This window comes from Rhizobium sp. NXC24 (genome assembly GCF_002944315.1).
In the GTDB taxonomy this organism is placed as follows: Bacteria; Pseudomonadota; Alphaproteobacteria; order Rhizobiales; family Rhizobiaceae; genus Rhizobium.
The window spans coordinates 776,336-789,116 of sequence record NZ_CP024314.1 but is presented as its reverse complement, the minus strand read 5'-3'; the positions used below and the strand labels follow the sequence as shown (position 1 = coordinate 789,116).

General features: G+C 58.0%; 14 protein-coding genes and 1 pseudogene. 7 read left to right on the top strand and 8 right to left on the bottom strand.

Translation table 11 applies throughout. The features are described 5' to 3' along the window. Window positions 1-132 precede the first annotated feature (132 nt). The 3 genes from NXC24_RS27775 to NXC24_RS27765 all read left to right on the top strand — a co-directional run bounded on the left by NXC24_RS27775 (window position 133) and on the right by NXC24_RS27765 (window position 1,582). Window positions 133-792 (top strand): 5-formyltetrahydrofolate cyclo-ligase, encoded by a 660-nt coding sequence (locus NXC24_RS27775; RefSeq protein ID WP_245464176.1) that lies wholly within the window; start codon window positions 133-135, stop codon window positions 790-792. 175 nt (window positions 793-967) lie between these two features. Continuing rightward, the gene (locus tag NXC24_RS27770) at window positions 968-1,282 is read left to right on the top strand and encodes a hypothetical protein (protein ID WP_104826601.1); all 315 of its coding nucleotides are present in this window, start codon (window positions 968-970) and stop codon (window positions 1,280-1,282) included. A gap of 87 nt (window positions 1,283-1,369) precedes the next feature. Then, on the top strand, window positions 1,370-1,582 hold the full coding sequence (locus NXC24_RS27765) for a DUF2945 domain-containing protein (RefSeq protein ID WP_104826600.1): 213 nt from the start codon (window positions 1,370-1,372) through the stop codon (window positions 1,580-1,582). A 42-nt stretch (window positions 1,583-1,624) separates the two neighbouring features. Here the strand turns inward: NXC24_RS27765 and NXC24_RS27760 are convergent, their stop codons facing one another. Further along, window positions 1,625-1,873 carry a hypothetical protein gene (locus NXC24_RS27760; RefSeq protein ID WP_104826599.1) on the bottom strand — a complete coding sequence of 83 codons (249 nt, stop codon included), beginning with the start codon at window positions 1,871-1,873 and terminating at the stop codon, window positions 1,625-1,627. Window positions 1,874-2,340: 467 nt separating this feature from the next. On the opposite strand from NXC24_RS27760, the gene NXC24_RS27755 reads away from it, so the two are divergent. The 3 genes from NXC24_RS27755 to NXC24_RS27745 all read left to right on the top strand — a co-directional run bounded on the left by NXC24_RS27755 (window position 2,341) and on the right by NXC24_RS27745 (window position 5,425). After that, a complete protein-coding gene (locus tag NXC24_RS27755) occupies window positions 2,341-3,444 on the top strand; it encodes a flavodoxin family protein (RefSeq protein ID WP_104826598.1) in 1,104 nt (367 codons plus the stop codon). 5 nt (window positions 3,445-3,449) lie between these two features. Next, a complete protein-coding gene (locus NXC24_RS27750; RefSeq protein ID WP_104826597.1) occupies window positions 3,450-4,727 on the top strand; it encodes a cation:proton antiporter in 1,278 nt (425 codons plus the stop codon). A 251-nt stretch (window positions 4,728-4,978) separates the two neighbouring features. After that, the gene (locus NXC24_RS27745; RefSeq protein WP_104826596.1) at window positions 4,979-5,425 is read left to right on the top strand and encodes a hypothetical protein; all 447 of its coding nucleotides are present in this window, start codon (window positions 4,979-4,981) and stop codon (window positions 5,423-5,425) included. A 72-nt stretch (window positions 5,426-5,497) separates the two neighbouring features. Here the strand turns inward: NXC24_RS27745 and NXC24_RS27740 are convergent. Then, window positions 5,498-6,132, bottom strand: a pseudogene (locus NXC24_RS27740) (outer membrane protein). Between the two features lie 273 nt (window positions 6,133-6,405). Between NXC24_RS27740 and NXC24_RS27735 the strand changes: the two are divergent. After that, window positions 6,406-6,930 carry a DUF4142 domain-containing protein gene (locus tag NXC24_RS27735; protein WP_104826595.1) on the top strand — a complete coding sequence of 175 codons (525 nt, stop codon included), beginning with the start codon at window positions 6,406-6,408 and terminating at the stop codon, window positions 6,928-6,930. 29 nt (window positions 6,931-6,959) lie between these two features. Here the strand turns inward: NXC24_RS27735 and NXC24_RS27730 are convergent, their stop codons facing one another. The 6 genes from NXC24_RS27730 to NXC24_RS27705 form a co-directional block, all read right to left on the bottom strand. Then, the gene (locus NXC24_RS27730; protein WP_104826594.1) at window positions 6,960-7,970 is read right to left on the bottom strand and encodes a GlxA family transcriptional regulator; all 1,011 of its coding nucleotides are present in this window, start codon (window positions 7,968-7,970) and stop codon (window positions 6,960-6,962) included. 43 nt (window positions 7,971-8,013) lie between these two features. Next, a complete protein-coding gene (locus NXC24_RS27725; protein ID WP_104826593.1) occupies window positions 8,014-9,012 on the bottom strand; it encodes a 4-hydroxyproline epimerase in 999 nt (332 codons plus the stop codon). Between the two features lie 17 nt (window positions 9,013-9,029). Continuing rightward, a complete protein-coding gene (locus tag NXC24_RS27720) occupies window positions 9,030-9,881 on the bottom strand; it encodes an ABC transporter permease subunit (RefSeq protein WP_104826592.1) in 852 nt (283 codons plus the stop codon). Next, window positions 9,878-10,726, bottom strand: a complete 849-nt coding sequence (locus NXC24_RS27715) for an ABC transporter permease subunit (protein ID WP_104826591.1) — start codon at window positions 10,724-10,726, stop codon at window positions 9,878-9,880. The genes NXC24_RS27720 and NXC24_RS27715 overlap by 4 nt, the downstream gene beginning before the upstream one ends. Before the next feature lie 22 nt (window positions 10,727-10,748). Continuing rightward, window positions 10,749-11,837: a glycine betaine/L-proline ABC transporter ATP-binding protein gene (locus NXC24_RS27710; protein ID WP_104826590.1), complete on the bottom strand. Its 1,089-nt coding sequence runs from the start codon at window positions 11,835-11,837 to the stop codon at window positions 10,749-10,751. 86 nt (window positions 11,838-11,923) lie between these two features. Then, window positions 11,924-12,775: a glycine betaine ABC transporter substrate-binding protein gene (locus tag NXC24_RS27705; RefSeq protein ID WP_104826589.1), complete on the bottom strand. Its 852-nt coding sequence runs from the start codon at window positions 12,773-12,775 to the stop codon at window positions 11,924-11,926. Between the last annotated feature and the right edge of the window lie 6 nt (window positions 12,776-12,781).

The window sequence follows — 12,781 nt, the reverse complement described above, 5'->3', positions numbered from 1 at the left end:
TCTCGATTCAGGAATTAAATTGCCATATCGTTCCCTATATAAAAATCATTGCCGCGGCTCAAGCGGGTTTTCGCCTCAAACCGTCAAGCGGGAGAGATCAAAGAGCGGATGACAAAATCAGATCGATCGGAGATGGACGAAGAAACCCATGAATACGCGTCGCCTGCGTGCATGCTTCATGAAATCGATCCCGCCTATAGTGGTATTTCGCCCAACTTTGCCACGGACTCAGAGGTCTTTGCCTGGCGAAAGCCGGAACGGCAGAAGTTGATCGATGAGCGCAAGGCCTTACCGGTGGCGCAACGCAACGACTATACGCGCGCCATCGCGAGCCATCTTGACCAGATTGTCACCAAAGTTGCCGGTAAACACATAAGCCTGTTTTGGCCGTTCCTCGGAGAACCCGATCTCCGAGGATGGATGGCCGCCTTAACGGCCCGTGGCGCCATTTGCCTGCTGCCGGTGGTCGTCGCCAAAGCCGAACCATTGATATTCCGGTCGTGGAAAATGGGTGACCGGCTTGAACGTGGCGTTTGGAATATCCCGGTGCCAGCGGAAGGTGCGCAAGCCGTTCCGGACATCGTCATAGCGCCCCTCGTCGGCTTCGATGCTGAATGCTTCCGGCTTGGTTATGGGGGCGGCTTTTTCGACAGAACACTGGCTAGTTTCGACCGCAAGCCCTTTACCATCGGCGTCGGCTTCGAGTCCCAGAAGATCGCCACCATTCATCCCCTTGCTCACGACATTCCCATGGATGTGGTCGTCACGCAAACCGAGTTGCGATACCGCTGAGCTCTCAGGCCTTAGCCGTAATGTCCAACTTGAATGCCGAAGAGAACGGCAAATCGACTTCCAAACAGGCAGCCAACCTTGTCGGCGTCCCGACTTGCCCTTGCGAAATCGCAGTTTCTCACCTTTGGCACATGGATTGCTTCTCTATGATCGACATCAGAAGAGACGATATTTCATGTGGCATGTTCTCCCCTCCTTGCTTCTAAGCATTTCTCTCGGGCTGAGCTGGAACAGATTCCTGCTCACCTTCACAAGCCGAAGCGAGCCTCTTCAAAACCAGATGCCGGTAACGATGGTCGCCGCGGCCGTCTGCCTGTCCGCCCTCGCGCTCTCCGTTGCCGACAAAGGGTTGCTGCTAGGAGGAATGATCGTCCTGCTCGGCCTGGCACTTGCGATCATCAGCAAGGGCCTCGCCCATCCCGTCATCATTGTCGGACTTTCGGCTGTCAGCCTTGCCGCCTATCTGCAGTTCACGGTTCACGCTCTTTAGCGGCCGCCAGTGCTTTCGCGCTGAATGAACAAAGAGCATGAGGTCGCGTTAATGGCGTAAGAGAGTCCGGTACGGAAGCGAAGCGCCGTGGGAAAAACATTCAAGGTTGGCGATCATGTGAGCTGGAACTCCGAAGCGGGCCATGTCAGCGGCACGATCACCAAAATTCACACCTGCGATTTCGATTATAAAGGCCATACACATCGCGCTTCGGCCGACGATCCGCAGTACGAAATCAAGAGCGATAAGACCGACCATATTGCAGCGCATAAGGGGAGCGCGCTTCAGAAGATCCACTGACCACGCAGGGCGCATACCAGCATCAGCTTCTCCGTCGTCCAGTCATTTTACCGCGCAGACGTCCTCGCCATGAGACTGATGATCGTCTTCCAGTGCAGCAGCAATCATATCGCGGTGGCGGCGGTGTATTTGCAGCATTTGGTTGAAGATCACCAACATTCTTTCGGCTCCTTCAGTGTCGATGTGCCCGATGCGGAGTTTGGTGATCATGATCTCCTGATCCGAAATGTGCTGCTCACCCTGCGCGATGTGGCGCTCGGTCATATCAAGATCAGCTTGTGTGTAGGCCATGTTGAACTCCTGGGCTAAGCGGCATCCGTTGGAGGCAGCAAGCTTTGAGCGAGGCGCACGATGGTAGGGTCTCGAGAGACAAAGCGCGTCGCGCATTTCTGACAACGGCTGAAGAAGCCCGGTTATTCCTTCAACGAGTGATGTCAGACGCGACAGGGAACGTTGGGATAAGGCGCATGGCGTATTTCCCTGCCGCGCTCTATTGAGAGCTACCGTTGATAAGTGGAAAGGGCGCGAGGTCAACGGCAGCTCTCTGACGGCCGCCTGCTGGAGCGGCGTTGGCGGGTCAAGGGACGAACTCGCCACGCACCAAACATCCAGCCGCTTCATTTGTTCCCGGCGCTCCATGCCATGCGATTTCGCGGGGTGGCAGGCAGACTGAACTCCGTTCTTACCGTGGAAGGTGCCCATCGACTGGAACGCTGTGTTTGCCGATGCGTTAGCAAATCACGACCTTAGGAGTTCCCATGTCCCCGAATAAGTCCGCCTCAGCCTCTGATCTAGAGCCGCGCAAGGGCAGTCCCAGCCCGAGATTGAGCGAACACGCGTTCAAACAACGTTTCCTCAACCAATTTCAAGACCCGGCTTACGGACGGCTGCAGGCAGAACTTTCGAAGCTCGCATCGGCCGCTTGGGACGCCTACGCAAATTCAAGAAAGAGTCCGAAGACCAGAAAGGCAGGCCCCGGCTTCGCCGATCCCGACTATGAGCTGGCAGTGGACTGGCTGGCGGCGCGGGAAGCCATCACCAATGCCCAACAGCGGCATGACGACTCGAACGGGCCGATCCGCCTGCTTCTCATCAACGGCTCGCCCCGCAGCGAACATACCTGCCCGGGCGAAGTATCCAAAAGCTACCGCCTGCTGGAAATCGCGAAGGCAGCGCTCGAACAGCGGCCCAACACCAAGATCGAGATACTCGATCTCAGCCGATTGGCTTCTGAATATGGCCGGCAGATTCATCCCTGCAAGGCCTGCTTTTCCACATCCGCGGCACTCTGCCACTGGCCTTGTTCCTGCTATCCCAATTATTCGCTGGATCAGGTCCACGACTGGATGAACGATATCTTCCCGATGTGGGTCGAGGCACACGGCATCATGATCATCACGCCGGTTCACTGGTACCAGACCCCCTCGCCCCTGAAGCTGATGATGGACCGGCTTGTTTGCGCCGATGGCGGCAATCCGGATCCGACCAGCACCCACGGCAAGCATGCCGGGGAAGCAAAAGAACTGGAGATGAAAGGCTGGGGCTATCCCCGACATCTGGCAGGCCGATCGTTTTCCGTGATCGTTCACGGTGATACGGAAGGCGCCGAGAACGTTCGCAGAAGCCTTGCCGATTGGCTGAAGTCGATGGAACTCGTTTCGGCCGGCCCGCTTGCGGAGATCGATCGCTACATCGGCTATTGGGAGCCCTATGCGACGAGCCATGTGGCCTACGAAAACGATCAGGCGATGCAAGAGGAAGTCCGCAACGCCGCTCGGACACTCTACGAAGCCGTCGCAGCAACGCGCCAGGGACATCAGATTTCCGTGGGAGCAGATTTACCGCAACCGCGTCAGAAGTAGCCGACATGAACAGCTATGTCGTCACGCTCTTCATATTCGGCGTCGTCGTGCTGCTGACGGCGTGGCTGCCCATGGTGCTGAAGCGCATACCACTCTCCTTTCCAATCTGCTGCGTCATCATCGGAATGCTTCTCGCCTGGTCGCCATTCACGCCACTCCCCCATATGAACCCGCTCGAGAACAGGGAATTGACGGAACATCTCTCCGAACTGGTCGTGATCGTGGCTCTCATGGGTGCGGGATTGAAGATCGACAGACCGTTGGGCTGGGCAAGATGGGCGTTGACCTGGCGCCTTCTCGGCATCGCCATGCCGCTTTCGATATTCGCGATAGCCTTCCTCGGATGGAGCCTTCTCGGATTGGGAGCAGCTTCGGCACTTCTGTTGGGAGCCGTACTTGCACCCACGGATCCGGTGCTTGCGGCTGACGTCCAGGTAGGCCCGCCACTAACGGGCGAGGAAGATGAGATCAGGTTTGCCCTGACATCAGAAGCTGGCCTGAATGACGGCCTGAGCTTTCCGTTCGTCATGGCCGCGATCGCAATTGCCTCTCAATCGCCGGCGGCTGACTCCGGTGCCGAATGGATCTGGCATTGGCTCGCCGTCGACGTCCTCTGGAAGCTGGCGGCGGGGATCGGCATGGGGTGGCTTGTCGGCCGGCTCCTCGGATACCTGACATTCAAGGTTCCAAAGGCAGGACGGATCGCCAAGACCGGAGATGGATTGGCCGCACTCGGCTTCACATGCCTTGCCTACTCAGCCACGGAACTCGTTCACGGCTATGGTTTCGTTGCCGTCTTCGTAACGGCGCTCACCCTGCGCAGCATCGAAAGGCATAGCAGCTTCCATGGCGAACTGCATGATTTCGGAGAGCAGCTCGAGCGCTTGCTGATGATGCTCCTGCTTGTCTGCTTCGGTTCCGTTATCGCCGAAGGGTCGGTTTTGTCTCACATCGATTGGCGGATCGCGGTTGTTGCCGTAATGACGTTGGCGGTCGTCAGGCCGATTTCGGGGTGGATCAGCTTGATCGGTGGCGTCCAACCACATTCGGAAAAGGCGATCATCTCGATTTTTGGCATCAGGGGTCTCGGCTCAATATATTATCTTGCCTACGCTTGCGGAAAGACGTCGTTCGAGAACATCGAGATCGTCTGGGATACCGTTTTCCTGATTGTCCTGATCTCCGTCGCCGTTTATGGCATAGCCGTCACGCCGGTCATGCGATGGATCGATAGCGCGCGAGGCGTGGACAGCATGCAACCCTTGAGGCGACAAAGTCGATAATCTCGCCCAGCACTGTCTTTGCCGAAGCCTTTGAAAAAAACGCCGCGCTCCCTGGTGGAACAGATGCCGGTCTCCACCGTTGTTGACACATCAAGGTAATGACCCCGGCGGAAGAGCGGTGACGTGCCGAAGGCTCAGATCGCTCGCAGACACCCCGGTGAAGCAACGGATGGTTCAAGCAACATCGCACCGTTGCGTTCCTACCCACATGAGCACCGGCTGTCCGCTTTGGATGCGAAGAGGATGAAAACATGTCCAATGTCGTCGAAACAGAAGGAACCGACCCGAACAATGCGACCAGCCGCACCACGTTCGGTCGGTCGGTCGAGAGCCATGCCCAGATAGAGGATGCGCAGATAAAAGGCGCATCGGCGCCCGGTGAACTGCTCAACATCTATCGCCTCATCCCTATCGCAGAGCCCGACGATCTGAATTGGCAAAACGCGCCTTCCCATGGCGAGGTGGTGGTGGCAGCCCGTACCGCCGGCGACGCCCGTATTGTCGCGTCCTCGTGTGAATTGGATTACATGGAAGTCGATTCAGCGCCAGCCGAGGATGTCAGCACGGCAAACGCCAGCGCATTTCGCAGCGAGAAGCTCTATACGGTGGTGGAAATCGAACACGGCCGGAACGACTTGCGCCGCGGCGTTCTGGAAGGGCAAGTGCGCACGGACAATATCAGGCCAACGGAGCCATGAGGCGGCGGATGTCTTCGCGGCCAGTGAGACGCTCGGACTTGCGAGGCGCCTGACGTTATCTGCTGAAGCCAATCACCAGAATTTCACGCCGATACCGACGACAACGGCGTTCTGCTTCAGATCGACTTTCACGCCGTTGATATCCTTGTCGCCGAAGTCGGTGTAGCGGTATTCCAAGCGTCCGAAGACCCGATCGGTGAAGGCATAATCAACGCCGGCGCCAACCGTCCAGCCATTGAAGGTCTTGGTGTCTTTGCTGCCCGTGTCGATAAACCCACGCGTCGCTTCCCAACCGCCTGTCGCATAGATCAGAGCCCGATCGAAAGCATAGCCGAGGCGGGCGCGGACCGAACCATCAATGTCCGTCCCAACATCGATGCCGGGTGCGATAGTATCTTTGTTCCAGTTATAATTGAGGTCGCCTTCGAGGCCGAGCACAACATTATTCTCAAATTGCCAATTGTAGCCGATGAAGCCACCGACCAAGCCGCCACTCAGATCTTCAGACGTGCTTGCGCCGGGAATGCTGAAATCCCCATTGACCCAATTGCCGCCGCCACGAATACCGGCATAGGCACCTGCCCAAGTGAAACCTGCCGGAGTTTCGACACAGGCGCTTCCGGTGCCTGGGTTACAACATCCGCGGCCGACGCCGCACTGAATCCAACGATACTGGCAATCGCGGTAGAGATGAGTAGCTTATGCATCGGTGTATCCTCGATTGTTGTTATGGGTCGGGATATAGGTCGGCACCGTTCAAAGGCTGTCGCAAAACTATCACGTTTTTACTTGGAAGCCCATTGCCGCTTCGCGATGTCACAGACGCCGCCATTTAGAGCATCGTTCTTCGCGCTGTCCCTTCGGTTCTGTCGCACCTGCCCGTGACTGCGAACGAACCACCGAAGCGGGCATCAACAGGGCGACCGGTTTGGAACATTCTCCGTGGCCGCAGGTTCGAAATTGCACCACAGGAGAGCATCATGAAAAAGATTGCCTTCACCGCCGCCGCCTTGCTGTTTGCAGCACCTGTCCTCGCGCAATCGGCCGCGGAAAAAAGCGGCGTCAACTCGCTCGTCGGCATTGCCCCGAAAACGGAGGATTTCGTCAAGGAAGCTGCCACAAGCGACATGTTCGAAATCGCATCCAGCAAGCTTGCGCTCGAACGCGCCGATGACGCGACGAAGTCATTCGCACAGCAGATGATTGCCGACCATCAGAAAACCACGAGCCAGCTAAAGCAGATGGTAACGAGCGGCAAGGTAAAGGCTCCCCTCCCGACCGCGATGTCATCCTCTCAGCAGAAGATGCTGAATAAACTCAAGGGGCTGCAGGGAGCCGATTTCACCAAGCAATATCACTCAGATCAGGTCTCGGCTCACAAGGACGCTGTCGACCTTTTCAAGCGGTATGGGAACAAGGGCAAGAATGCCGATCTGAAGACTTGGGCTGCAAGCACAGAGCCGGCTCTGGAACACCATCTGCAGATGGCGCAGGATTTGAAATAGGGCTGGTGACCGCAACAACCGGACATATTTCAGCGGGCGCTCAAAACCGCCGCGCGATGTTGCGACGGCGTTTGCCCAAATGTGCGCTTGAATGTCCTCGTGAACTGCGACGTGTTTTCAAATCCGACATCCAGCGCGATCTCGATGAGAGGCGCCTTCGACCGGGCAAGAATCGACTTCGCCCGCTCCATGCGAACACGGTTGTATGCCTTGGCAGGAGACATTCCCGTCTTTTCGATGAAAATTCTCTCCAGTTGCCGCCGTGACAGTCCAACCTTGGCAGCCAGCTTGGGAATCGGCAGGCTGCCATCGACGAACTGTTCCATTGCGATCATTGCGGCCTTCACGCGGGCATCGTCATAGTCTTCGTACAGCGGACGACGGGGCTGGATGTCCGCGGTGGTTCGGGCCTTCTCGATCTGCAGGACCTCCAGCGCATTTCGCTCCGCGTCACGGCTGATGTATTTCCTGACCAGCAATGCCGCCAAGTCGGCGGCGCTGCTGCCGCCTGCGCACGATCCTCGCTGGCGATCGAGGTTGAACAGCCGGTCGGAGCGGACCTTCAGCTCGGGGAAGCGCTCTCGAAACTTCTCGTAATGCAGCCAGCTTACACAGGATTCGTGCCGCTTCATCAGGCCGCCCGCGGCAAGAATGAACGACCCGGTGCACACGCCGATCAGTGGCACCTTCTTGGCGTCCGCCTGCTTGAGATATGCGATTGTCTCCTGGTCGACGGGGTTTTCGACGGTCAGAAGGCCGCCGACGACCACGATGTAGTCGAAACGCGAGGGATCAACGAGATCCGACGTCGGAGCGACCTGGACGCCGCAGCTCGAGGCTATGAGGTGCCTCGTGCTTCCAATCACCTGCCAGTCCGCAAGAACCCTTCCGGAACGATCCTGTTTGTCGCTTGCAAGCCGCAACGTATCCACGAAGAGCGCGAAGGCGGACAAGGTGAACGACCGCGCCAAGATGAATCCCACCTTGAGACGGCTGGCGGACGTGACGACGTCATCTTCCGGCCGATATTTCTCAAGCATCTTTCTATCTCCCTGCCGCTTCCAAAGACTGCAAAGACCTATTTTATCGGATCTGGAAGCCGTGCGCGAGTGGATCGCGTTCATCGACAAAAATCGTGTTGTGGCCGATGACGCGTGCCCAGCCTCCGATGCTCGGAAGGATGCCTTTATAAGCTCCGATACTAACCTCGGCTTCGATCCGGCCTTCGAAGGTGGTCCCGATCAGGCTTTCATGACGGTAAGCCGATCCGACAGCCAGACGTCCCTTTGCATGCAACTGCGCCATCCGCGCTGATGTGCCGGTGCCGCCCGGCGACCGATCGATGGCCTTTTCACCATAAAACACCGCGCAACGGCCATCGGAGGCATCGTTGACCGGACGATCGCACCATATTGCATGGTGAACTCCACGAATGCGGGCATCATCCGGATGGATCGGATCACATATGCCCGCGAGAGCGGTCCTGAGCTTCTGACTGCAGCCGACGATATCAGCCGCAGTCATGCCGTCGAGACCGCTCCAGTTTTCTTGCGGCTCCACCACCGCGTAGTAGTTGCCGCCATAGGCAATATCGACACGCAAACGTCCCATGCCAGGCACACTCACCTCAACATCCGCTGCGTGGAGATAGCTCGGCACATTGAAGAGCCGGACGGAATCGACATGATTTCCGCTCGTCTCGAACGTGACATCCACCCTTCCAGCGGGGGTTTCTATCGAGAGCTTCCCAGGCTCGCGCGGCTGAACCAGACCTTCCTCGATCGCAGCGGTAACAAGCCCGATGGTGCCTGCCCCGCACATCGGCAGACAACCGCTAACTTCGATGAACAGGACCGCTATGTCGCAATCATCGCGGTAAGCCGGATATATGATCGCGCCGGACATGATGTCGTGCCCCCTCGGCTCGAACATCAGCGCCTTGCGAACCCAATCATGATCCCGAAGAAATATCTCTCGCCGCTCGCCCATCGGTGCGTGCGGCAGAAGCGGACCGCCGCCTGTGACCAGCCGCACGGGATTTCCGCAGGTGTGCGCATCGATGCAGAAAAAGCTGTTTCTCATCGTGGGTGTCCTTAATGTCATTTCGACGCTGGAAGCTTGTCACGGTCCAGCAGACCGCGGGACAGCCTGTCGAGGAGCAGCGCGACCGCCACGATTGCCAAACCAGCCCTGAGACCGAGACCCATCTCCATGCGTGTCAGACCGCGCGTGACCTCCGCGCCGAGGCCACCTGCGCCGACCAGACCGGCCAAGACCACCATCGCCAGAGAGAGAAGAATGCACTGATTGAGGCCGACCAGAAGGGTCCGCTTTGCCAAAGGAATTTCAATCTTCCAAAGGATGGCACGGGGATGCGCACCGATGGCGCTGCCGAGCTCCTTGAACTCCCTCGGGACCTGGTTGAATGCGAGCGTGGTCAACCGGAGCATCGGCGGAATGCCATAGACAATGGTGGCTATGATTGCCGGCACCCGCCCAAGGCTGAAGATCATCACGGCCGGAATGAGGTAGACCCACGGCGGAACGGTCTGCATCACGTCCAGTATCGGCCGCACCGTCGCTTGCAGGGCCTTATAGCGGGAGCAGAGAACACCGATCGGAAACGCGATGAGGACGGATATCAGGACGGCGACTGTCACCAAGGCAACGGTCTGCATGGACGCCGTCCAGAGTCCGACGAGAAGGCAAAACCCAAGGCAAAGGCCCGACAGGATCGCGGCGCGGAGCCCCACGGCCACAAATGCCAGAGCGACAACGATCGCGATCAGCGCATAGGACGGCACGAAGAGCAGAGCCGCCTCGATCCCTGAAAGGACCGCCTCGATGATGGTGCTGATCGCCGCAAACAGCGGATGAAGGTTGGTGTTCAGCCAATCGACCGCCGGGGCAAGGAAGGCGCCTGGTGAAAACTGCAGGATCGAAGGGCTCATGGCTTCCTCCCCGTACCGAAGCTTGCGGCGCTCTGGGTGATCCGATCAATCACCATCGTCAGAACGACGATTGCGATCGCACCGTTGATGGATGTTGCGATATCGAGCGTGCGGATCGCACCGTAGATCGTCTCCCCCAGCCCGCCGGAGCCGACGATACCCGCGATGACGACCATCCCGAATGCCATCATAAGGCTCTGGTTGATACCGGCCATGATGCTCGGAAGAGCAAACGCCAAGCGAATCTTGAAGAACATCTGGCTCGGCCTGATGCCGCTCGCCTCGCCGAGTTCGATGAACTCCTTCGGCGTCATCCGGATACCCAGCGATGTCAGTCTGATGGCCGGCGGCATCGCAACGACGATCGTGGCGATCAGCGCGGTCGCCGGCCCGTAGCCGAGCAGCGCGATTGCCGGCAGCAGGTAGATATATGGCGGAAGCGTCTGGATCAAATCGAGGCCGGGCTCCATGAAGCGATCCAGCGCGGTGAAGAACCCGGCGGCGATGCCGATCGGAATTCCAAGCGCTAGCGCGAGTACAGTCGCGGTGAGCACCAGAGCCAGAGTGCTCATCGTTTCCGGCCAAAGCCCCATGGAAAAGCAGAGGGCAAGCGCAACGCCGCTGAGCACGGCAAACCAGATATTGACCAGCCGCCAGCCGATAAGGGCGACGACAAGAGCAACCACATAGAACGGTGGGAGCTCGAGAAGCCATAGGATTGCACCGTAGAGCCCTTCGAGAACCCATCGAACATTGTCGAAAAGGGACTCGCCATTGTCGCTCACCCAGCCGAGGGCGGAGTCCGTCCATTCGTCAAAAACATCGGTAAAGCCTGAACTTTCCATGTCGCTGAACTCCAGTTAGGTGTCACGCCGCGGCGAGATTGCTGGTGGACGTTCCCTTGACGCCCATCAGCAAGCTTCGCGGTGTGACGACGCCGATCACCTGACCATTGTCCACGACAGCAATGGCGTCGCGGTTCGACTGCATCGTCAATGTGATGAGCTCGTCGATATCGGCGTCCGGTGTCGTGCGTGCCAACGAAGAAATGTCGGAATTCGGCTGACTCTGCTGGAACTCGGCGACGCTGCGCATGACGGAATGCGCCTTGATCAGATGAAGGCGCGATATCCCGGCAACGAATTCTGCGACGTAGTCGTCAGCGGGATTGAGGATGATCTCCTCGGCGGTGCCGGTCTGGATGATCACGCCATCCTTCATGATTGCGATGCGGTCGCCGATCCGGATGGCCTCGTCGAGATCGTGGGTAATGAAGACAGCGGACTTCCCGAGAGCCTTGGTAAGCTGCCGGAATTCGTCCTGAAGCTGACGCCGGATCAGAGGATCCAGTGCGCTGAACGGCTCGTCCATGAGAATGATTTCGGGATCGGCAGCTAGCGCGCGAGCAAGGCCGACGCGTTGCTGCATGCCGCCGGAAAGTTCCTGGGGATAGCGGTTCGTCCAATCAGCAAGGCCGACCTTCTCCAAGGCCGCGCGTGCCGTCTCGTTTCGCTCGGACTTTGGAATTCCCTGCACCTCGAGGCCGAAGGCCGCATTCTCCAGGACCGTCTTATGCGGCAAGAGCGCGACGCTCTGGAAGACCATTCCGATATGCCGGGCGCGCATCTGCCGCAGATCGACGGGAGATAAGGCCGCCAGATCACGTCCCTTGACCAGAACCTTTCCGGCGCTGGGCGTAATCAGCTTGTTGAGGAGACGGATCAGCGTCGACTTACCGCTGCCCGACAGGCCCATGATGCAGAAGATTTCCCCGCGCCGAACCTCGATGCTCGCATCGGAGACGCCGACGACACAGTTGAACTCCTGCAGGACCTGCTTTTTCCCGAGACCGCGCTCTGCGATGGACTTCATCGCGGCGGCGGACTTGTCTCCGAAGACTTTCCAGACGGATTGGCAGTCAATCAGAACTTCATTGGTATCGACATTTGTTTTCATAGCGATCCCCTTTGAGCCAATTGGTGCTGGCTTCTCTCGTTGGGCTTCAGGATGGCCGCCCGGCGAGCCGGACGGCCAGGATACGATTAGTTTTTCTTGATGTTTTCCCAGCGCTTGATCAGGTCGGCATGGGCCCCGATCCAATCCTGGACGGCCTGATCCATGGTCTTGCCATCGCTGACAGCGCCGTTCATCGCCGTGATATCAGCAAGCGGAACATAGACGCTGGCGATGACTTCGCGAGCATGTGGATTGTCAGCCGAAAAACCCTTCTTGCCGATCCAGTAGTAGCTCTGCGGAGGCGGGAACACGCCCTTCGGATCCTTGAGGAACTTGACCGGATACTTCTGCATCATCCAAGACGGTTCCCAGATCGTAACGGCAATCCATTCCTTGCGATCAATGGCCGATTTCAGAGCAGCGGTCATAGCTGCCGTGCTGCCTTCCACGAGTTGCAGCTTGAGACCGTATTCTTTGACGGCATTGGCCGCGTCACGCATCAGGCCCGAGCCCGGCTCGATGCCGACGATCTTGCCGCCGAACTTGTCGGCATTGTCGTTTAGCTGGTCAGTAGAGTCGATCGGAACGTAATTGGGGACGGCAATGGCTTGGTAAAGGCCGTGGGAAACCGGCGAGATTTTCTCCAGACGGTTCTTGTTCTTGTCCCAATAGTCCTGAGCAACATAATCGGTCTGAGATGCGAGGATCTGAATGTCACCCTTGCTCAAGGCAGCGTAGGCGATACCCCATTCCGAAAAGGGCAGAACCTTGACCGTATAGCCCGAATCTTCGAGGACCTTTTTGGTGATGCCCGTGATAGGGGTCAGATCCTCCCAGGACATGGTGCCGATGGTGATGGTCTTTTCTTCAGCATGAGCAGGAAACATGCTCATTCCGATCATCGCAGCGGCGCAAAGCGCCTTCCACAAAGCCTTCATTGTTTT

Excerpts from the sequence above, each read along its gene's own strand:
- NXC24_RS27775 (WP_245464176.1), top strand. The coding sequence starts at position 133 with ATGGACGAAGAAACCCATGAATACGCGTCGCCTGCGTGCATGCTTCAT.
- NXC24_RS27770 (WP_104826601.1), top strand. The coding sequence starts at position 968 with ATGTGGCATGTTCTCCCCTCCTTGCTTCTAAGCATTTCTCTCGGGCTG.
- NXC24_RS27760 (WP_104826599.1), bottom strand. The coding sequence starts at position 1,873 with ATGGCCTACACACAAGCTGATCTTGATATGACCGAGCGCCACATCGCG.
- NXC24_RS27755 (WP_104826598.1), top strand. The coding sequence starts at position 2,341 with ATGTCCCCGAATAAGTCCGCCTCAGCCTCTGATCTAGAGCCGCGCAAG.
- NXC24_RS27750 (WP_104826597.1), top strand. The coding sequence starts at position 3,450 with ATGAACAGCTATGTCGTCACGCTCTTCATATTCGGCGTCGTCGTGCTG.
- NXC24_RS27745 (WP_104826596.1), top strand. The coding sequence starts at position 4,979 with ATGTCCAATGTCGTCGAAACAGAAGGAACCGACCCGAACAATGCGACC.
- NXC24_RS27735 (WP_104826595.1), top strand. The coding sequence starts at position 6,406 with ATGAAAAAGATTGCCTTCACCGCCGCCGCCTTGCTGTTTGCAGCACCT.
- NXC24_RS27730 (WP_104826594.1), bottom strand. The coding sequence starts at position 7,970 with ATGCTTGAGAAATATCGGCCGGAAGATGACGTCGTCACGTCCGCCAGC.
- NXC24_RS27725 (WP_104826593.1), bottom strand. The coding sequence starts at position 9,012 with ATGAGAAACAGCTTTTTCTGCATCGATGCGCACACCTGCGGAAATCCC.
- NXC24_RS27720 (WP_104826592.1), bottom strand. The coding sequence starts at position 9,881 with ATGAGCCCTTCGATCCTGCAGTTTTCACCAGGCGCCTTCCTTGCCCCG.
- NXC24_RS27715 (WP_104826591.1), bottom strand. The coding sequence starts at position 10,726 with ATGGAAAGTTCAGGCTTTACCGATGTTTTTGACGAATGGACGGACTCC.
- NXC24_RS27710 (WP_104826590.1), bottom strand. The coding sequence starts at position 11,837 with ATGAAAACAAATGTCGATACCAATGAAGTTCTGATTGACTGCCAATCC.
- NXC24_RS27705 (WP_104826589.1), bottom strand. The coding sequence starts at position 12,775 with ATGAAGGCTTTGTGGAAGGCGCTTTGCGCCGCTGCGATGATCGGAATG.